The 18,687-nt window shown below is 72.7% G+C and carries 21 protein-coding genes, 1 tRNA gene and 2 pseudogenes; 20 read left to right on the top strand and 4 right to left on the bottom strand.

Annotation, left to right across the window (positions count from 1 at the left end):
* The first annotated feature begins 38 nt into the window (after positions 1-38).
* The 5 genes from ABTZ54_RS06470 (at position 39) to ABTZ54_RS06490 (ending at position 4,283) form a co-directional block, all read left to right on the top strand.
* On the top strand, positions 39-251 hold the full coding sequence (locus ABTZ54_RS06470; RefSeq protein WP_351657885.1) for a DUF4287 domain-containing protein: 213 nt from the start codon (positions 39-41) through the stop codon (positions 249-251).
* 94 nt (positions 252-345) lie between these two features.
* Positions 346-1,206 carry an alpha/beta fold hydrolase gene (locus ABTZ54_RS06475; protein WP_351657887.1) on the top strand — a complete coding sequence of 287 codons (861 nt, stop codon included), beginning with the start codon at positions 346-348 and terminating at the stop codon, positions 1,204-1,206.
* A gap of 42 nt (positions 1,207-1,248) precedes the next feature.
* Positions 1,249-2,466 carry a winged helix DNA-binding domain-containing protein gene (locus ABTZ54_RS06480; RefSeq protein WP_351657889.1) on the top strand — a complete coding sequence of 406 codons (1,218 nt, stop codon included), beginning with the start codon at positions 1,249-1,251 and terminating at the stop codon, positions 2,464-2,466.
* A gap of 132 nt (positions 2,467-2,598) precedes the next feature.
* Positions 2,599-3,033, top strand: coding sequence for a YciI family protein (locus ABTZ54_RS06485; protein WP_351657891.1), 435 nt, complete (start codon positions 2,599-2,601; stop codon positions 3,031-3,033).
* On the top strand, positions 3,030-4,283 hold the full coding sequence (locus tag ABTZ54_RS06490) for an RNA polymerase sigma factor (RefSeq protein ID WP_351657893.1): 1,254 nt from the start codon (positions 3,030-3,032) through the stop codon (positions 4,281-4,283). Before ABTZ54_RS06485 ends, ABTZ54_RS06490 begins: the two co-directional genes overlap by 4 nt.
* 18 nt (positions 4,284-4,301) lie before the next feature.
* Here ABTZ54_RS06490 and ABTZ54_RS06495 read toward each other — a convergent pair whose 3' ends face one another.
* Complete coding sequence (locus ABTZ54_RS06495) at positions 4,302-5,843, bottom strand: MFS transporter (RefSeq protein WP_351657895.1); 1,542 nt, start codon at positions 5,841-5,843, stop codon at positions 4,302-4,304.
* Between the two features lie 74 nt (positions 5,844-5,917).
* Between ABTZ54_RS06495 and ABTZ54_RS06500 the strand changes: the two genes are divergently transcribed.
* Both ABTZ54_RS06500 and ABTZ54_RS06505 read left to right on the top strand, forming a co-directional pair.
* On the top strand, positions 5,918-6,559 hold the full coding sequence (locus tag ABTZ54_RS06500) for a TetR/AcrR family transcriptional regulator (RefSeq protein WP_351657896.1): 642 nt from the start codon (positions 5,918-5,920) through the stop codon (positions 6,557-6,559).
* An 84-nt stretch (positions 6,560-6,643) separates the two neighbouring features.
* Positions 6,644-6,931, top strand: a complete 288-nt coding sequence (locus ABTZ54_RS06505; RefSeq protein ID WP_351657898.1) for a metal-sensitive transcriptional regulator — start codon at positions 6,644-6,646, stop codon at positions 6,929-6,931.
* Positions 6,932-7,020: 89 nt separating this feature from the next.
* Here ABTZ54_RS06505 and wrbA read toward each other — a convergent pair whose 3' ends face one another.
* Positions 7,021-7,629 (bottom strand): NAD(P)H:quinone oxidoreductase, encoded by a 609-nt coding sequence (gene wrbA, locus ABTZ54_RS06510; protein ID WP_046911679.1) that lies wholly within the window; start codon positions 7,627-7,629, stop codon positions 7,021-7,023.
* Positions 7,630-7,778: 149 nt separating this feature from the next.
* Between wrbA and ABTZ54_RS06515 the strand changes: the two genes are divergently transcribed.
* From ABTZ54_RS06515 to ABTZ54_RS06535, 5 genes and pseudogenes are all read left to right on the top strand, one after another.
* Positions 7,779-8,426, top strand: coding sequence for a TetR/AcrR family transcriptional regulator (locus ABTZ54_RS06515; RefSeq protein WP_351657899.1), 648 nt, complete (start codon positions 7,779-7,781; stop codon positions 8,424-8,426).
* Between the two features lie 66 nt (positions 8,427-8,492).
* Positions 8,493-9,068 carry an RBBP9/YdeN family alpha/beta hydrolase gene (locus tag ABTZ54_RS06520; RefSeq protein ID WP_351657901.1) on the top strand — a complete coding sequence of 192 codons (576 nt, stop codon included), beginning with the start codon at positions 8,493-8,495 and terminating at the stop codon, positions 9,066-9,068.
* A 10-nt stretch (positions 9,069-9,078) separates the two neighbouring features.
* Positions 9,079-10,063, top strand: a pseudogene (gene pip, locus ABTZ54_RS06525) (prolyl aminopeptidase).
* A 41-nt stretch (positions 10,064-10,104) separates the two neighbouring features.
* Positions 10,105-10,755 (top strand): annotated as a pseudogene (locus ABTZ54_RS06530) (HhH-GPD-type base excision DNA repair protein); the annotation flags it as partial.
* A 115-nt stretch (positions 10,756-10,870) separates the two neighbouring features.
* Positions 10,871-12,424 carry a M28 family metallopeptidase gene (locus ABTZ54_RS06535; protein WP_351657905.1) on the top strand — a complete coding sequence of 518 codons (1,554 nt, stop codon included), beginning with the start codon at positions 10,871-10,873 and terminating at the stop codon, positions 12,422-12,424.
* Positions 12,425-12,433: 9 nt separating this feature from the next.
* Here the strand turns inward: ABTZ54_RS06535 and ABTZ54_RS06540 are convergent, their stop codons facing one another.
* A complete protein-coding gene (locus ABTZ54_RS06540; protein ID WP_351657907.1) occupies positions 12,434-14,041 on the bottom strand; it encodes a helicase HerA-like domain-containing protein in 1,608 nt (535 codons plus the stop codon).
* A gap of 106 nt (positions 14,042-14,147) precedes the next feature.
* Between ABTZ54_RS06540 and ABTZ54_RS06545 the strand changes: the two genes are divergently transcribed.
* Together ABTZ54_RS06545 and ABTZ54_RS06550 are read left to right on the top strand one after the other, a co-directional pair.
* The gene (locus ABTZ54_RS06545; protein ID WP_017240525.1) at positions 14,148-14,444 is read left to right on the top strand and encodes a type II toxin-antitoxin system VapB family antitoxin; all 297 of its coding nucleotides are present in this window, start codon (positions 14,148-14,150) and stop codon (positions 14,442-14,444) included.
* Between the two features lie 155 nt (positions 14,445-14,599).
* Positions 14,600-15,232, top strand: a complete 633-nt coding sequence (locus tag ABTZ54_RS06550) for a LytR C-terminal domain-containing protein (protein WP_351657910.1) — start codon at positions 14,600-14,602, stop codon at positions 15,230-15,232.
* Here the strand turns inward: ABTZ54_RS06550 and upp are convergent.
* Positions 15,229-15,864, bottom strand: a complete 636-nt coding sequence (upp, locus tag ABTZ54_RS06555) for a uracil phosphoribosyltransferase (RefSeq protein WP_351657912.1) — start codon at positions 15,862-15,864, stop codon at positions 15,229-15,231. The two genes, ABTZ54_RS06550 and upp, sit on opposite strands and share 4 nt — an antisense overlap.
* Before the next feature lie 125 nt (positions 15,865-15,989).
* On the opposite strand from upp, the gene ABTZ54_RS06560 reads away from it, so the two are divergent.
* The 6 genes from ABTZ54_RS06560 (at position 15,990) to ABTZ54_RS06585 (ending at position 18,574) form a co-directional block, all read left to right on the top strand.
* Positions 15,990-16,190 carry a hypothetical protein gene (locus tag ABTZ54_RS06560; RefSeq protein ID WP_351657914.1) on the top strand — a complete coding sequence of 67 codons (201 nt, stop codon included), beginning with the start codon at positions 15,990-15,992 and terminating at the stop codon, positions 16,188-16,190.
* A gap of 307 nt (positions 16,191-16,497) precedes the next feature.
* Positions 16,498-17,034 carry a tRNA adenosine deaminase-associated protein gene (locus ABTZ54_RS06565; protein ID WP_351657916.1) on the top strand — a complete coding sequence of 179 codons (537 nt, stop codon included), beginning with the start codon at positions 16,498-16,500 and terminating at the stop codon, positions 17,032-17,034.
* Positions 17,035-17,102: 68 nt separating this feature from the next.
* Positions 17,103-17,531 carry a tRNA adenosine(34) deaminase TadA gene (gene tadA / locus ABTZ54_RS06570; RefSeq protein WP_351658563.1) on the top strand — a complete coding sequence of 143 codons (429 nt, stop codon included), beginning with the start codon at positions 17,103-17,105 and terminating at the stop codon, positions 17,529-17,531.
* A gap of 55 nt (positions 17,532-17,586) precedes the next feature.
* A tRNA-Ser gene (locus ABTZ54_RS06575) sits at positions 17,587-17,674 on the top strand.
* A gap of 419 nt (positions 17,675-18,093) precedes the next feature.
* Positions 18,094-18,258, top strand: coding sequence for a hypothetical protein (locus ABTZ54_RS06580; RefSeq protein ID WP_351657918.1), 165 nt, complete (start codon positions 18,094-18,096; stop codon positions 18,256-18,258).
* A gap of 16 nt (positions 18,259-18,274) precedes the next feature.
* Entirely contained in the window at positions 18,275-18,574 is a 300-nt protein-coding gene (locus tag ABTZ54_RS06585; protein WP_351657920.1) for a Dabb family protein, read from the top strand.
* The last annotated feature ends 113 nt before the right edge of the window (positions 18,575-18,687 follow it).

The following is an 18,687-nucleotide window of genomic DNA, read 5'->3' on the forward strand; positions in this document are numbered from 1 at the left end:
CTCTACTCTCGACACACCCCGCAGAGAAGAGGCCTCCGATGTCCGCCACTCCCCCCGTCAAGGGCCCCGCCAGCTACTTCCCCTCCATCGAGAAGAAGTACGGGCGTCCCGTCTCCGAATGGCTCGGGCTCATCGAGAGCTCCCCGCTCACCAAGCACATGGAGCTCGTCGGCTGGCTCAAGTCCGAGCACGGGATCGGCCACGGCCACGCCAACGCCCTCGTCGCGTACTCTCTCGCCGGCGGCAAGTAGGGGCGAAGGACAGCGTCCGCAGCGCCTCAGCGTCTCATCGCCGACAGCCTGCCCTGCTCTGCCCTGCCCTTCCCTGCCCTTACGGAGGAACCCTATGACCAGCCGCCCCGAGTGGACCGAGCACGTTCTCGTACGGGACGGGGTGCGGCTCTCCTGTCGTGACTGGGGCGGCGGCCGGGGCGCGCCGGGCGGCTCCGGGCAGAGCCTTCTCCTGCTCCACGGGCTCGCCGGGCAGTCCGGCGAATGGGACGCCCTCGCCCGGCTCCTGCGGGCCGACGGGCACCGGGTCGTCGCCCTCGACCAGCGCGGTCACGGCGCGAGCGAACGGCGCCCCGCCGACACCTCGCGCGCCGCGTACGTCGCCGACCTCATCGCCGTACTCGACGACCCCGGACTCGGACTGGGGGACGCCCCCGTGCTCGTCGGGCAGTCGTACGGCGGGCACGCCGCCTTGCTCGCCGCCGCCGCGCACTCCCCGCGCCTCGCCGGAGCCGTCCTGGTCGAAGCCGGGCCCGGCGGGGCCGAGGCGGGGATCCTGGACGACATCGGGGGCTGGCTCAGGGCATGGCCCGTGCCCTTCCCGTCGCGGGAGGCGGCCGCCGCGTACTTCGGCGGCGGGCCCGTAGGGGACGGGTGGGCGGGCGGTCTTGAGCAGCGGGACGGGGGGTGGTGGCCCCGGTTCGACCCCGACGTGATGGTCGCCTCGCTCGCCGAGAACGTCGGGCGTGACTGGTGGGAGGAATGGGGCGCCATCGGCGTTCCGCTCCTCTCCGTCGTCGGCGAGAAGGGGATCATCGAGCGGGCCGAGTACGACGGCATGGCCCGGCTCCAGCCCGCCCTCCGGGGTGCCTGCGTACCCGGCACCGGGCATGACCTGCACCTGGAGCGGCCGGAGGCGCTGCACGACCTCGTCGCCCGCTTCCTGGCGGGACTTCGCCCCGGCACCGCGCCGTAACGGCTCATCCGTCTTCCGAAGGTCCGAGGGCATGCTGGGCCCATGACCAGAGGCGAGATGAAGCGGGGCAGGGTCGTCGGTCCCGAGGAGCGCGGGGCGCGGCTCGCGCTGCGGCACCGGGTGGCCGGGGCGGCGCGGGCGGGGAGCGCCGAGGAGGTCGCGGGCGCGCTCGTCGCTCTGCACGCGACGGACCCCGCGACGGTGTTCCTGGCGGCGGGGGCGCGGCTCGCGGACGGCCAGGACCCCGTGGCCGCCGTGGAGCGGGCGCTGTACGAGGAGCGGACGCTGACCCGGATGCACGGCATGCGGCACACCGTCTTCGTCGTCCCCACCGGGCTCGCCGCCGCCGTCCACTCCTCCACCGCCCACGCCGCCGCCGTCCGCGAACGCGCCTCCCTCCTCAAGCAGTTGGCCGCCGGCAGCGACCTCGACGCGGCCTGGCTCGCCGAGACGGAGCGCCGGGTCCTGGCCGTACTGGCGGAGCGCGGCGAGGCGACGGGGGCCGAACTCGGCACCGCCGTACCGCGTTTGCGCGAGCAGTACGTGTACGGCGTCGGCACCGCACAGGAAGGACCGCAGTCGGTGTCCACCCGGGTCCTGCGGGTGCTCGGCATGGAGGGCCGGATCGCCCGGGGGCGGCCGCAGGGCTCCTGGACGTCCAGCCGCTTCCGCTGGGCGCTGACCCCGCCCCACGACGAACTCCCCACCGCCGAGGCCCAGTCGGAGCTCGTACGGCACTGGCTCGCGGCGTACGGGCCGGCGACCGAGGCGGATCTGAAGTGGTGGACCGGGTGGAAGGTGACCGACGTCCGCCGCGCCCTCGCCGCGCTCGGCGCGGAGCCGGTGACCCTCGAAGCCGACGGGACCGGCCCCGGCACGGTCGGCCATGTCCTGCCCGACGACCTCGATCCCGTACGGGCCGATGCCGTCGGCCCCTGGGCGGCGCTGCTTCCCGCCCTCGACCCGACGCCGATGGGCTGGCAGTCCCGTGACTGGTACCTGGATCCGGCGCACCGGCCCGCCCTCTTCGACCGCAGCGGCAACATCGGGCCGACCGTCTGGTGGAACGGCCGGATCGTCGGCGGCTGGGCGCAGCGGCCGGACGGCGGGATCGCGCACCGGTTCCTGGCCGATGTCGGGGCCGACGCGGTCCGCGCGGTCGAGGCGGAGGCGGAGCGGCTTGCCGGCTGGGTCGGCGAGGTCCGGATCACGCCGCGTTTCCGGACGCCGCTGGAGCGGGAACTGGCGGCGGGCGGCTGAGCGCCGGACGCCGCTGGCCCGTACGGGGGACCCCGTACAGGTGAGCTCCGGCGAGGTGTCGAGAAACCCGGCCCCGCTCCGACGTCTCCTGTGAAGGGTCCCGAAAGGCCCCAAGAGTTCGAGGAGGACGTCATGAAGTACCTGGTGATGGTGCAGGGCGCCCAGGCCGACTACGACGCCATGAACGGCAAGGCGAACGACCACAGCCCGGCCTGGAGCGAGCAGGAGCTCAGGGCGATGTTCGCCTTCATGAACGCGATCAACGACGACCTCGCCGAGTCCGGCGAGCTCGTCGACGCCCAGGGCCTGGTCGAACCGGCCAGGACCCGCTTCGTGACCGCCGACACCGAGGGACGACCGGTCGTCACGGACGGCCCCTACGGGGAGACGAAGGAGGTACTCGCCGGCTACTGGGTCCTCGACTGCGCGAGCCTGGAGCGAGTGACCGAGATCGCCGCCCGAGTGGCACAGTGCCCCGCACCCGCCGGTTCGCCGGTCTACCCGGTGGTCGTACGGCCCGTCGACGAGGCGGGCGGGGCGGAGCTGGGCGGGGGAGAGACGGGGTGACCGTTCCGAGGCGGGAAGCTCCAGAGGCTCCTGAGGGCCAACCCCCCGTCGAGGCCCTGCTCCGCCTCCACGCCCCGCAAGTCCTCGGCGCGCTCGTCCGCCGCTACGGGCACTTCGCCCTCGCCGAGGACGCCTTGCAGGAGGCGCTGCTCGCCGCTGCTCGGCAGTGGCCTCGGGACGGGGTGCCGGGCAATCCGCGCGGGTGGCTGATCCGGGTGGCGGCCCGGCGGCTCGCGGACGCGCTGCGGGGCGAGGAGGCGCGGGCCCGGCGGGAGGAGACCGCGTTGCGGCTCGAACCGCGCGAACCCCGGGCGGCGCCCGCCGACGACGACACGCTCACCCTGCTCTTCCTCTGCTGCGACCCGGTACTCGCGCCCGCCGCCCGCATCGCGCTGACGCTGCGGGCGGTGGGCGGCCTGACGACGGCGGAGATCGCCCGCGCCCACCTCGTACCGGAGGCGACGATCGCCCAGAGGATCAGCCGGGCGAAGGCGCGACTGCGCGCGACCGGCGCCGACCGTCCCTTCCGGCCGCCCGCCCCGCAGGACCGGGACGCCCGGTTGGCCTCGGTCCTCCAGGTCCTCTACCTGATCTTCAACGAGGGCTACACCGCCACCTCGGGACCCGCCCTGCACCGCGCCGACCTGGCCCGCGAGGCCATCCGGCTGACCCGGGCGACCCGTCGGCTGCTGCCCCGCGAGGGCGCGGTGACCGGGCTGCTGGCCCTGATGCTGCTCACCGAGGCTCGCAGCGCGGCGCGCACGGGGCCGGACGGCGAGCTGATCCCGCTCGACGAGCAGGACCGCGCCCGCTGGGACCGCGCGGCCGTCGCCGAGGGCACGGCCCTGGTGGAGGAGGCCCTGACCGAGGGCCCGCCGGGGCCGTACCAGCTCCAGGCCGCCATCGCCGCCCTCCACGACGAGGCCGCCGGGCCCGCGACCACCGACTGGCCCCAGATCCTGGCCCTCTACGACGTCCTGGTGACGAAGACGCCCGACCCGATGGCGGAGCTCGGCCGCGCGGTCGCCCTCGCGATGGTCGAGGGCCCGGAGGCGGGCCTCGCGGCCCTGACCGCCCTGGAACCCCGCCTGCCCGACTCGCACCGCCTGCCCGCCGTCCGCGCCCACCTCCTCGAACGCACCGGCGCCCACCGCGCCGCCGCCGACGCCTACCGCACCGCCGCCCGCCGCACCCTCAGCCTCCCGGAACGCCGCTACCTCCAGACCCGCGCGGCCCGCCTCGATCCGTGACGCCCGGGGCCGTTCGGTTCAGTGCCCGTGCGGGCCGCCCGTCAGGCGGGGGGTGCCCTTCGGTACGAGGAGGGGGGCGGCGAGGGCGGTGGCCGCGGCCGTCGCCGTGAGGAGGGTGAAGGCGGCGGTGAAGGAGGGCTGGTCGAGGGGGGTGGGGGTCAGGGCCGGGGCGGCGAGGCTGGAGACGGCGGCGACGCCGATCGAGCCGCCCAGCTCGTGGAAGGTGTTGACGATCCCGGAGGCCACGCCCGCCTCGTGCGGGGCGGTCAGGCCCAGCGCCGTCGTCGTCGCCGTCACGAACACCGCGCCCAGCCCCAGGGCCGCCACGGACAGCGCGGGCAGCAGGGTGGCCCAGGGGTTCGCGTCCGCCGGGACCAGGGTGAGCGGGAGCAGCGCGAGGGCGGCCAGGCCCGTGCCCGCCGCGGCCAGGGCGCGCGGGCCCGTCGTCGCCACGAGCCGCGAGCCGAGGTGGGCGCCGACGGCCGTGGTGAGGGCGACCGGCAGGAAGAGCAGGCCCGTGCGCAGGGCGGAGAAGTGGTGGACGTGCTGGAGCAGCGCCGAGCCCAGGAAGAAGAACGAGATCAGGAGCGCGGTCGCGACCAGCATCAGCAGCGATCCGGCGACGACCGGGCGCCGGGTGAGCGTCCTCGGGTCCATCAGGGGTGCGGGGCTCGCCTTCTCCACGGCGGCGAAGAGTCCGTAGAGGGCGAGGGAGGCGAGTAGGGGCAGCAGGGCCGCTGCCGAGACCCAGCCGGTGTCACCTGCCCTGACCAGGCCGTAGACGAGGGAGCCGGTCGCGGCGGTGACGAGGAGTGCGCCGGGGACGTCGGGGCGGGGGAGGGAGCGGGGGCCAGGCCTCCCAGAGTTCGACGCGGCCGTCTCCCCATCCGGGACCGCGCCCGGGACCTCGCCCGGGACCCCATCCGGGACCGCCCCCGGCACCACCCCCGGCACCACCCTCGGCAGCGCCACCAGCAGCGCCACCCCCACCGGCACGTTCACGTAGAAGATCCAGGGCCAGCCCGGGCCGTCCGTCAGGGCTCCGCCGAGGAGGACGCCGATTGCTGAGCCGGTGCCGCCGATCGCCGCCCAGACGCCCAGGGCCTTCGTGCGTTCGGGGCCGGGGAAGAGGGTGGTGACCAGGGCCAGGGCCGCCGGGGAGAGGAGGGCGGCGCCGATGCCCTGGGTGATGCGGCCGGCCAGGAGCTGGGTCGCGCCGGGGGCCAGGGCGCAGAGGAGGGAGGCGGCGGTGAAGAGGGCCAGGCCGGCCAGGAGGGTGCGGCGGGCGCCCAGGGCGTCGGCCAGTCGTCCGCCTAGGAGCATCAGGCCGCCGAAGCAGAGGGTGTACGCCGTGACGACCCAGGTCAGCTCCGTACGGCCGAGGCCGAGGTCCTCGGCGATGGCGGGCAGCGCCACGTTCACGACGGTGACGTCGAGGATCAGCATGAACTGGGCCGCACAGATCAGCGCCAGGGCCGTCCAGCGGCGGGCGGCGAGGGCAGGGGGCGGGGAAGGGACGTCAGTGTGGGTGTGGACGTGGGCGTCCGAGTGAGGGGGCATAACTGAACTGTACGGCACAGTTCATGTTCATGTGAACTCGACGGTGCAGTTCAGTTGGCGGGTAGGGTGGGGGCATGAAGACCACACCCCCTACCGGGCCCCGCGCCGCCCGCAAGCGGGAGGCCATCGTCCGGGCCGCCCGCGCCCTCTTCCTCCGTGAGGGCTTCGGGGTCGGCATGGACGCCATCGCCGCCGAGGCGGGCGTCTCCAAGGTGACCGTCTACAACCACTTCGGCAGCAAGGAAGCCCTCTTCACCGCCGTCGTCTCGGGCGCCCTCGACGACCCCCTCGACACCACAGGCGCGACGGACGGGCCCGACTTCGCGCGGCTGGCCGAGGCCGACGACCTGGTGGCCACCCTCACCGAGGCCGGCCGCGCCTGGACCGCCGCCGTGCGCCGCGACGACGAGGGCCGCGCCCTGCGCACCCTCGTCGCCACCGAGCTGCACCGCTTCCCCGAGCTCGGCACCGCCTGGCGCGAGCACGGCCCGGCCGGGCACCACCCCGCCGTCGCCGACGCCCTGCGCACCCTCGCCGAGCGCGGGCGCCTGGAGATCCCGGACCTGGAGGTCGCCGTCCTCCAGCTCTACTCCCTCCTGGTCTTCCCCCAGTTGGTCTTCGAGCAGTACGGGACGGAGCTCACCGAGGACCTCGCCGAGCGGCTCCTCGTCGACGGGGTCGGGATGTTCCTGCGGCGGTACGCGCCCCGGCAATAAATCGGCAGGTGCCATCCTTGGGATTCGACAGGGCCCCGAGGTGGGGAGAAAAGTACCCCCTGGGGTATCCATGGAGGAGTGGTTGTGGAACTGGATCTCGCGGGCGCCGAGCTCAAGGCCGTGCTGAACCGGCTGCGCCGGGCCCAGGGCCAGATCGCCGGCGTGATCCGGATGATCGAGGAGGGCCGGGACTGCGAGGAGGTCGTGACCCAGCTCGCCGCCGCGTCCCGGGCGCTCGACCGGGCCGGGTTCGCCATCATCGCGACCGGCCTTCAGCAGTGCCTGACGGACATCGAGGACGGGCGCAAGACGGGCGAGGACCGCGACCAGATGCGCGCCCGCCTGGAGAAGCTGTTCCTCTCCCTGGCCTGAGCCCCCCCGTACGCAGTACGGAAAGTGGAAAGTGCCCCCTGGAGGACCTCCAGGGGGCACTTTCCGTTCCGCGCTCCGCGCTCCGCGGGTCAGGCGTCCGCCAGGCCCTTCAGGCGCTTCGCGATCTTCGCCAGGCGCTCGCCCTGGTGGCGGGCGGCCGCCAGGACGTTCTCCTCGGGGGCGCCGTTGGTGCTCGCGTGCGAGGTCCCGTAGGGGTTGCCGCCGGCCGCGTACACCGACGGGTCGGTGAAGCCGGGGGAGACGATGACCGAGCCCCAGTGGTGGAACGTGTTGTAGAGCGCGAGCAGCGTCGACTCGTTGCCGCCGTGGGTGTTGTACGCGCTGGTGAAGGCGGTGGCCGGCTTGTCGGCGAGCACGCCCTGCTGCCACAGGCCGCCCGCGGTGTCGATGTACTGCTTGAGCTGGGCCGCGACGTTGCCGAAGCGGGTCGGCGAGCCGAGCGCGTACGCGTCGGCCCACTCCAGGTCCTCAAGGGTGGCGATCTCGACGTCGCCGGTCGCCTCGACGTGGGCGCGCCAGGCCGGGTTCGCGTCGATGGCCGCGTCGGGGGCGAGCTCGGGGACCCGGCGGAGGCGGACCTCGGCCCCGGCCTTCTCGGCGCCCTCGGCGACGGCCTGGGCGAGCTGGTGCACGTTCCCCGTGGACGAGTAGTAGACGACGGCGACCTTGACGGGCATGGCGGGCTCCTCGATCGAGCTAAGCGGATTGCTTTCCGATTCGACGCTCCGAGGCTAAGCGGACAGCTATCCGATTCGCAAGGGGAACGTTATGCTCGTGGCCAGGAACAGACCGAGGGGGACGTGCGCCACCAGGGAGGCAACCGCAGATGAGCGCGAAGAATCCGCAGGCCAGAGACGGGTCGGCGCCGATGCTCACCCTGCTGCCGATCGCGGGCGGCCCCGCGCCCGAGCGCGCCGACGCCGCCCGGAACCGGCGCAAGATCCTCGACGCCGCTGCCCGGATCGTCGCCGAGGAGGGCCCCGAGGCCGTCACCATGAACCAGGTCGCCCACGCCAGCTGTATAGGTGTCGGCACTGTCTATCGCCGCTTCGGCGACGTCGCCCAACTGCTCCTGGCGCTCCTCGACGACCGCGAGCGGCAGTTCCAGGAGGCGTATCTGAACGGCCCGCCGCCGCTCGGCCCGGGCGCCCCCGCCGACGAGCGGCTCGACGCCTTCCTCGACGCGCTCGTCGACCGGTCCGTCGAGCAGCGCGAGATCCTGCTCGCCGCGCAGACCGCCGGGCCCGTGGCCCGCTACGGCAACGGCGCCTACCTCGCGATGCACCTGCACCTGACGCTGCTGATCGGCCAGGCCCGCCCCGAGTTCAACGCCGCGCTCCTCGCCCACCTGCTGCTCGCACCGTTCTCGCCGAGCCTGATCCACCACCTCTCGGTGGACAAGGAGCTCTCCGCCGAGGAACTCAAGGCGGGCATGCGGCAGTTGATCAGGCTCCAGAGCCCCGCCGAGCGCTGAGCCCCCACGATCCGCCTCCTGGACGCGGCTGGACCGATCGCGGGCCCAGGCCGCACGATCGGCGCCATGACCACGTATCTGATCCTGCACGGCTACCAGAACCACCGTCCGCCCGGCCACTGGCACCACTGGCTCGCCGGCGCGCTGCGCGAGCGTGGGCACGAGGTGCGCTACCCGCAGCTGCCGGAGCCCGACGCGCCCGTGCTCACCGACTGGCTGGACACGCTGGAGGAGCACGGACGGCGCCCCGCCGAGGGCGAGTTCGTGGTCGTCGCGCACAGCCTCGGCGTGCTGCTGTGGCTGCGGGCCACGGCCGCCGGGCGGGTGCCGGACGCGGACCGGGTGCTGCTGGTCGCGCCGCCCTCCCCCGGCGTCACCGCCTCCCTCCCGGAGATCGCCGGATTCGCCGACGGGCTCGACCTCGGCGCCGTCGCCCTGAAGGCGCCCGCCCGGCTCGTGTGGGCGGCGGCCGACCCGTACTGCCCCGAGGGCGCCGACCCCCACTACGGCATCCCCCTCGGCCTCGACATGGACGAGGTGCCCGGCGGGGTCCACCTGACCCCGGACTCGGGGTACGGGGAGTGGCCCTCGGTCCTGGAATGGTGCGAAAACCCGGCGGCGCGGGTGGGGGCCAACCGCTAGCGTCGGGCGGATGCCCACCGACGGAACACCCCGACGCTTCCCCGAGATCGCCCCCTACGACGAAGGTCTTCTCGACGTCGGCGACGGCAACCAGGCGTACTGGTCCGTCGCCGGCAACCCGGAGGGGAAGCCCGCACTGGTCGTGCACGGCGGACCCGGCTCCGGCTCCTCCCCCGGGGCACGGCGGCTCTTCGACCCCGAGCGCTACCGGATCGTCCAGTTCGGCCAACGCGGCTGCGGGCGCTCCACCCCGCACGCGAGCGACCCCGCCACCGACCTGTCGGTCAACACCACCGCCCACCTGGTCGCCGACATGGAACGCCTCCGGGTCCACCTCGGGGTCGACCGCTGGCTGCTGTACGGGGGCTCCTGGGGATCCACCCTGATCCTGGCCTACGCGCAGGCCCACCCTGGGGGTCCCCCCGGACGAAGTCTGGGGGAGGGTCGGCGCGATCGTCATCGCCGCCGTCACCACCACCCGCCGCTCCGAGACCGCCTGGCTGTACGAGGGCGTCGGCCGCTTCTTCCCGGAGGCGCACGAACGCTTCCTCGCGGGAGCGGGGACCTCGGCGGACCCCGTCGCGGCCTACGCGGCCCTGATGAACCATCCGGACTCCTCCGTACGGGAGAAGGCCGCCGCCGACTGGTGCGCCTGGGAGGACGCCGTCCTGTCGATGGAGGGCCAGGGCACCCCGTACACCGACCGCGTCGACGCCGCCCGGCTCGGCTTCGTACGGATCTGCTCCCACTACTTCGCGCACGGCGCCTTCCTGGAGGAGGGCGCCCTGATCAGGGACGCGCACCGGCTGGCCGGCATCCCCGGCGTCCTGGTGCACGGCCGGCTCGACATGGGCGGGCCGCTCACCACCGCCTGGGAGCTGACGCGCGGCTGGCCGGACGCGGAGCTGCGGGTGGTGGAGAGCGCCGGGCACCTGGGCGACGACGAGACCCGTACCCATCTGCTCACCGCCCTCGAACGCTTCGCAAAGGGGTGAACCACCGCGCGGGCGGGGCGGGTGGGCGCGATGATCCGGTCATGAGCCCCGAGATCCATCTCGCCCAGCAGCCCGAGGCCGACGAGTTGCTCGGCCGCTCCCCGCTCGCCGCGCTGGTCGGCATGCTGCTCGACCAGCAGGTGCCGATGGAGTGGGCGTTCTCCGGCCCGTACACGATCGCCACCCGGATGGGCCACGACGACCTGGACGCGCACGAGATCGCCGCCCAGGACCCGGAGGCCTTCGCCGCGCTGCTCTCCGAGAAGCCGGCCGTGCACCGCTACCCGGGCTCCATGGCCAAGCGGATCCAGCAGCTGTGCCGCTTCCTCGTCGACGAGTACGGCGGCGACGCCGAGGCCGTCTGGCGGGACGCGGCGACCGGGCGGGAGCTGCGCGCCCGTCTTGAGGCGCTGCCCGGGTTCGGCGCGCAGAAGGCCGGGATCTTCCTGGCGCTGCTCGGCAAGCAGTACGGCGTGCGGCCCGAGGGCTGGCGGGAGGCGGCGGGCGCGTACGGCGAGGAGAGCTGCTACCGCTCGGCCGCCGACATCACCGGCCCGGAGTCCCTGGCGAAGGTGCGCGCCCACAAGCAGGAGATGAAGGCGGCGGCCAAGGCGAGCAAGACAGCCGGCACGACGAAGGCGTCCACGGCTGGTAAAGCACCGGTCAAATCACGTAAATCGTCCCGGAATTGATAAATCCAGATGTCAATCCTGCTCAACCTGACATGAATTGAGCCAGATGTGTTCACAGAATCCCCCAGTCGTCGCTAACTTCCCTTCCATCTCGTACGCATCCGGAAGGACTTCTGTGAACGCAACCCAGCGCAGGGCCGCCGCCGTTCTGGCCGCGGCCGCACTCGCCACTCCGCTCGTGCTCGCCGCGCCCGCCACCGCCACCCCCGACCCCGGTGCGGCGGCCGCCCGCGACGCCGCCAAGCTGGCGAAGAAGCTGGTCCGCGAGACCTCCGCGCAGGACGCCTACAAGCACCTCCAGAAGTTCCAGGCGATAGCCGACTCCGCCGGTGGCAACCGCGCGGCCGGCACCCTCGGCCACGACGCCTCGGCCGCGTACGTGTACACGCAGCTGAAGAAGGCCGGCTACGCCGTCACGTACCAGAAGTTCGACTTCATCTACACCCAGACGCTCGCCGAGAAGGTCTCCGTCCTCTCCCCCGCCGCCCGCGATCTCGTGATCCACGCGATGACCTACACCAAGTCGACCCCGGTCGGCGGCGTGAAGGCCGAGCTCGCCGCCGTCCCGGTCGACGCGGACGGCACCACCGGCTGCGAGCCGGGCGACTTCGCCTCCGGCACCTTCACCGGCAAGGTCGCGCTGATCAAGCGCGGCGGCTGCAACTTCTCCGTCAAGCAGCAGAACGCGGGCGCGGCCGGCGCCGTCGGCGCGATCATCTACAACAACGCGGACGGCGTGCTCTCCGGCACCCTCGGCGCCCCCTCCGCCACCGGCGTCCCGGTCGGCGGCATCTCCAAGGCCGAGGGCGAGGCGCTCGTCGCCGACCTCGCCAAGGGCCCGGTCAACCTCTCCTTCGAGATCCGCCAGCTCCAGGAGAAGCGTTCCACCAACAACGTGATCGCGGAGACCGTCGGCGGCAACGCCGCCAACACCGTGATGCTCGGCTCCCACCTCGACTCCGTCACCGCGGGCCCCGGCATCAACGACAACGGCTCCGGCTCCGCCGGCCTCCTCCAGACCGCCCTGGAGCTCGCCAAGTCGAAGGACAAGGTCCGCAACAAGGTCCGCTTCGCCTGGTGGTCCGCCGAGGAGAACGGCCTGCTCGGCTCCGAGCACTACGTCGCCAACCTCAGCGAGCTCGGCCGGAAGGAGATCAAGCTCTACCTGAACTTCGACATGATCGCCTCGCCGAACTACGGGCTCTTCGTCTACGACGGCGACAACTCCGACGGCGTCGGCGCGGGCGCGGGCCCCGAAGGCTCCGCCCAGCTGGAGCGGGACATCACCGACTTCATGGATAGCCGCGGTATCCAGCACGAGGGCACCGACTTCACCGGCCGCTCCGACTACGGCCCGTTCGTCGACGCCGGCATCGCCTCCGGTGGCACGTTCACCGGCGCCGAGGGCATCAAGACCGCCGGTCAGGCCGCGAAGTTCGGCGGCCAGGCGGGCGTCGCCTACGACGTGAACTACCACGCCAAGGGCGACGACCTCTCCAACATCAACATGACGGCCTTCGACGTCAACATCGACGTCATCGCCAACGCCGTGGGCACCTACGCCCACGACATCAGCTCCCTGAAGCGCCCGGTCGTCTCCGTCCCGACCAACGGCGACGCGGGCAGCGGCGGCGGCCTGCACGGCGACCACGACGAGGTCACCTCGTAAGCGCCCGTCCTAGCGTCGGCGGCGGGCCGTCCCGAAGAGCGAACGGGAGATCTCCCGGCCCAGCTGGGTCCCGATCGACCGCGCGAGGGACTTGAACATCCCACTGCCGACGACCTGTTCGGTGAGCGAGGGCTCCTCCTTCTTCTGGCGAGGGGCCCTCGCGGCTTCCTTCTCCGCCGCCTTCGCCGCCGCGGCATCCTCGGCCGCCCGCAGCGCCGTCTCCTCCGCCTCCCGCTGCTCGGCCGTCAGCCGCTCGTACGCCGACTCGCGGTCCACCGCCTCCGCGTACCGCCCGTACAGCGGCGAAGCCTTCACCGCCGCCTCCAGGTCGGCCGCCGGGACCGGGCCCATCAGCGACTGCGGCGCCCGCAGCCGGGTCGCCGCCACCGGGGTCGGGGCGCCCTTCTCGCTGAGTACGGTGATCACGGCCTCGCCCGTGCCGAGCCCGGTCAGCACCTCCTCCAGGTCGTACGCCGAGTTGGGGAAGGTCCGCACCGTCGCCTTGAGCGCCTTGGCGTCGTCCGGAGTGAAGGCGCGCAGCGCGTGCTGCACCCGGTTGCCCAGCTGGGCGAGCACGTCCGCGGGCACGTCCTTGGGGGTCTGCGTCACGAAGAACACCCCGACGCCCTTGGAGCGGATCAGCCGCACCGTCTGCGTGATCGACTCCAGGAAGGCCTTCGACGCCCCGTTGAACAGCAGATGCGCCTCGTCGAAGAAGAACACCAGCTTCGGCTTGTCGACGTCGCCGACCTCCGGCAGATCCCCGTACAGGTCCGCCAGCAGCCACATCAGGAACGTCGAGAACAACTGCGGCTTGTCCTGCACCGCCGGCAGCTCCAGTACGGAGACGATGCCGCGGCCGTCCGCCGCCGTGCGCAGGAACTCGGCCGTGTCGAACTCCGGCTCCCCGAAGAAACCGCCCGCGCCCTGCTGCTCGAACGCGGTGATCGAGCGCAGGATCACCCCCGCCGTCACCGTCGAGAGCCCTCCGATCCCCTTCAGCTCGGCCTTCCCGAGGTCCGAGACCAGGAAGGCGACCACCGCCCGCAGGTCCTTCAGGTCCACCAGCTCCAGGCCCTTGGCGTCGGCGTAGTGGAAGATCAGGCCGAGCGACTGCTCCTGCGTCTGGTTGAGCTGGAGCACCTTGGAGAGCAGCACCGGGCCGAAGCTGGTCACGGTGGCGCGGAGCGGGATGCCGGGGCCGGTGCCGCCGAGCCCGTAGAACTCGCAGGGGAAGCCGGCCGCCGTCCACTCCTGGCCGACCTGCGCGGCCCGTTCCCGGACCTTCTCGCCGTCCGCGCCGGGCGCGGCGATGCCGGACACGTCGCCCTTGATGTCGGCGAGGAAGACCGGCACGCCGTTCGCGGACAGCTGCTCGGCGATCAGCTGGAGCGTCTTGGTCTTGCCGGTGCCGGTCGCGCCGGCCACCAGGCCGTGCCGGTTGAGCATGGGCAGCGGGATGCGGATCCGCGCGTCCGGGTGACATTCCCCGTCCCAGAGCAGGGCCCCTAGTTCGAGTGCCGCTCCGCCGAAGGCGTACCCGGCGGCGATCGGCGCCCAAGGCGTGGCTTCGGGCTCCGCCGCGGGGGTGGACGACGGCTGCTCGCTCACGCTCATGACGGACCCCTGTCCCGAATGCGTACGACTTGATCCCGGTTTGTCCCAGCATCGCACCGGGCCCGCGTGGCTGCGCCGGGAGCCGGTCGCCCGGTAGGCTTTCCGTGTGATCTTCAAGCGCATCGGTAACGGAAAGCCGTATCCCGACCACGGCCGGGAAAGCACCCGGCAGTGGGCGGACGTCGCCCCGCGCCCGGTCCGCCTCGATCAGCTGGTGACGACCAAGGGCCAGCTGGACCTGGAGACCCTCCTCGCCGAGGACTCGACCTTCTACGGCGACCTCTTCGCGCACGTCGTGAAGTGGCGGGGCGACCTCTACCTGGAGGACGGACTGCACCGCGCGGTCCGCGCCGCGCTCCAGCAGCGCCAGGTGCTGCACGCCCGCGTCCTGGAGATGGACTGACCCGTCGGCCGTCCCGGGCCAGGCCCGTCGGCCGCCCCGGCGCCCCGGGGCCTCAGCGCCCCGGCTGATCCTTTCGGGGCCTCTTCGCCCCCATCCGGACGCGATCACATGATCATCCAGTAGGCATCGCCCACCGGCGGCATTACGCTGCGCTCATGAGCATGCTCACTCCCCCCGGAATGGGTGGAAAGTACCGCATCACGGGCGAGGTCTACCCGCGCATGCGGCGCCCCCACCGCCGCCGCAGGATCGTCCTCGGAGCCGCGGCCGGGGCGCTCGTGCTCGGCGCGGCGGGCTGGGGGACGCTCCAGCTGGTCGAGGTCTTCACCGGCGGCGACGGGAAGACCACCACGGCCGCCGGGAAGCAGGCCGACTGCAAGCCCGTCGCCAAGGCGAGCGCGCAGCCCGCCGCCGCCCTGCCCAAGCCCGCCCAGATCACGGTCAACGTCTACAACGCGACCCCGCGCGCCGGGCTCGCCAAGACGACCGCGGACGAGCTGAAGAAGCGCGGCTTCGCCATCGGCAAGGTGGGCAACGCCCCCGCCGCGTACGACAAGAAGGTCCCCGGCGCCGGAATGCTCCTCGGCGCCCCCGCCGCCACCAAGGGCAGCTTCTCCGTGCTCGGCACCCAGCTCAAGGGCGCCACGACAAAGGTCGACGCCCGCACCACGGCGGACGTCGACCTGATCATCGGTACGGCCTTCAAGACGCTCGACCCGAAGGCCGCGGCGGACGCGGCGCTGGTGGCCCTGAACAAGCCCAAGCAGCCGCTGCCCGGACGCTGCTAGTCGGCGGAGCCGTACATGCGGTCGCCCGCGTCGCCCAGGCCCGGGACGATGTAGCCGTTCTCGTTGAGACGCTCGTCGACCGAGGCCGTCACGACGGTCACCGGCGTGCCCGCCAGCTCGCGCTCCATGACCTCGACGCCCTCCGGGGCGGCGAGCAGCACGACCGCGGTCACGTCGTCGGCGCCGCGCTTGATGAGCTCCTGGATCGCCGCCACCAGCGTGCCGCCGGTCGCCAGCATCGGGTCCAGGACGTACACCTGGCGGCCGGACAGGTCCTCCGGCATCCGCGAGGCGTACGTGGACGCCTCCAGCGTCTCCTCGTTCCGGATCATGCCGAGGAAGCCCACCTCGGCCGTCGGCAGCAGCCGCACCATGCCGTCGAGCATGCCGAGGCCGGCCCGCAGGATCGGGACCACCAGCGGCCGCGGGTACGACAGCTTCACGCCGGTCGTCGGCGTGACCGGGGTCTCGATGTCGACCTGCTCCGTGCGCACGTCCCTGGTCGCCTCGTAGGCGAGCAGGGTGACCAGCTCGTCGGCGAGCCGGCGGAAGGTCGGGGAGTCCGTGCGCTTGTCGCGCAGCGTGGTGAGCTTGTGGGCGACCAGCGGGTGATCGACGACGTGGAGACGCATGCCTCCACAGTAGCCGGGACTGGCGTCGAACCATGCCGTCGAGGGACGCGGGACTGGCATCGGACCACGCCTCCGAGGGAAGGTGGTGACACAGGTACCGGACCTAAGTCCTGGGGTGGTGGCCCATGCCCGACCTGGAAGGAAAGCCCGGCGGAGCTCCCGACGAGGAGCCCCGCCCGGAGACCGACGCGGAGCGCCGCAGACGCCGCGCCCAGTTCCTGCGCGAACTGAACGAGGCCAAGGCACTGCGCGACCGCGTCCAGCCCCGGCGCGCCCGGGCGGCCCGGATGCGGCAGGCGATGCGCATGCGGACCTTCCGCTGGTGACGCGCCGACGCCTCGACGCCCCGACGGCCCGACGCCCCGACACGCCGGTGGTCCTTCGGTGGCCCGCCGGTGACCCGCGACGGCTCCCCCGGTGACGTACGGGTGAAGGCCGTTGAGCCGCCTGCCGTGCGCCCCCCGTGTGCGCCGGGGTCGCACGCCCGCCCGATCGCGGTGTCGTTCAGACTGATGCACGACGCAAGAGCCGAAGACCTCTCCTGAGGCCTCCGTTTCTGCCACGATGCCGATTGGGCGGGGCTTCAGGAGCGCACCGCCGGATCGTCACACCTCTGATCAGTGGGAGAGTCAGGTGTACTTCGCCGCACTGCTCGCGCGCACCGAAGACGGGTGGGAAGCGAGCGATACAGAGCTCGACAGTGTGGAGACCCTGTCGGACATCGCCGATCTGGCCCGGGAGGCCGCGGCGGACGACAGCGAGACCGTGATCGTGTTCATCGAGCAGGAGGACGCGTGGTTCGGCGTCGTCCGCGTCGACGGCGAGGACGACCCCCGGGTCTTCGTCTCGAACGCGGCCGCGGCGGCCCGCTCCTCGTACGGGGAGATCCTCACCTCGGAGATCCTCGGCGACGACCCGCGCGACGCTGACACCGACGTGGACGCGCTGGACCTGGACGGCACGGAGGACGGCGAACCCCTCGACTCCTCGGCCGCGGAGGACGGCGAGGACGACGAGGAGACCGGCGTGCCCGCCGCCCCCGTCGGCGACCGGCACATCCTGGCCGACCTGGGCCTCTCCGAGCGCGAGCTGCTGGCGCTCGACGGCGACGCCCTGTCGACGATCGCGGACCTCCTCGGTGCCGGGGAAGTCCTGGAGGCAGTGCGCTAGTGCCCCTGGCAGCGGTTCAAGGCCCCGGCGCGGGCGCCGATCCCGTACGGGACCCCTGGCGGGACCCGATGCGGCTGGCCCTCGCCGAGGCGGACAAGGCCGCGCTGGCCGGTGACGTACCGGTCGGCGCGGTCGTGCTCTCCCCGGCCGGCGCGGTCCTCGCCCTCGGCCACAACGAGCGCGAGGCGACCGGCGACCCCACGGCCCACGCGGAGGTCCTGGCCCTGCGGCGGGCGGCCGCGGCGACCGGCGAGTGGCGGCTGACCGGCTGCACGCTCGTGGTGACCCTGGAGCCCTGTGTGATGTGCGCGGGCGCACTCGTCCAGTCGCGGGTCGAACGGGTGGTCTTCGGCGCCTTCGACGAGAAGGCGGGCGCGACCGGCTCCCTCTGGGACCTCGTACGCGACCGGCGGCTCAACCACCGTCCCGAGGTCGTCCACGGGGTCCTGGAGGAGGAGTGCTCCCGCCAGCTGACCGCGTTCTTCCGCGACCGCTGACCTGCGCGGACTTATGGATTTCAGTCCAGGGCTCCTTTGGGCTAAGCTCTCTCTCGGTAGCGTGTCCGAGCGGCCGAAGGAGCTCGCCTCGAAAGCGAGTGTGGGGAAACTCACCGAGGGTTCAAATCCCTCCGCTACCGCCAGAGAAACCTCCCTGAGCTTCGGCTCGGGGAGGTTTTTTCATGCCCCCGTGGCCCTGCCACCCCCGGTCGAATGTCATGCGCATGACAAGATTACGCACACCGCTGAAGACTTAGGACGGGGGGAGCGGCATCGGGGGGACAAGCCGCTCCCCCCGATGAGAACCGGTCCTGCAAGTCCTGCGCCGCAGTCAGGGGGGAAGCTCGCGGCGCGGACCCCGCAGTGAGGGCCGGTTCCAAGGGCCCTGCGGATTCCTGCCAGATCCGCCGGGCTCGACATCAATACTGCTCGCCCGCCGGGCTCCCGGGAGGCGGCAAAAGGCCCCGATCGCAGGGCCCTTGGTCCATAAAGGCCCCGTGAGGGGGGCCTGGGCTAGACTCGGCGACCGCGCGGCGGAGGCGGCCAGGGGAGGGCGGAGCGGATGGCGCAGGCGAAGAAGATCGCACTGTATGTGGTGATGGCCTTTGTGCTGTACACGATCATCACGTCCCCGGCCCGGGCGGCCGATCTCGTCCAGGTAGGGTTCGAGGGCATATCGAGCGCAGCCCAGGGCATCGGCCAGTTCATGACCGAGCTCGTCAACTAGCACCGGGAGTGCCGTCGTGATCCGCCATCTGGTCCTCTTCAAGCTCAACGACGGCGTGCAGCGCGACGAGCCCCGTGTGGTGGCGGGCGTCGAGGCCTTCCGTGCCCTCGGCTCGCAGATCCCGGAGCTGCGCTTCTGGGAGTGCGACTGGAACATCTCGGACCGCCCGATCGCCTACGACTTCGCCATCAACTCGGCCGTCGAGGACGCGGACGCCCTCAAGCGCTACCTGGAGCACCCGGCGCACCAGGCGGGCGTGGGCCAGTGGCGCGAGTTCGCGACCTGGGTGATCGCCGACTACCCCTTCGAGGCCTGAGCCTCACCCTCTTCACTTCCCTCTTCGGGCCCCTCGCCGTCCATCGGCGGGGGGCCCGAAGGTTTACCCGCCCAACTTGCCCTCAACACGTGGTTATACGGTGCTTGCACACA

The sequence above is a fragment of the Streptomyces sp. NPDC094032 genome (assembly GCF_040303965.1).
Taxonomy (GTDB): Bacteria; Actinomycetota; Actinomycetes; order Streptomycetales; family Streptomycetaceae; genus Streptomyces.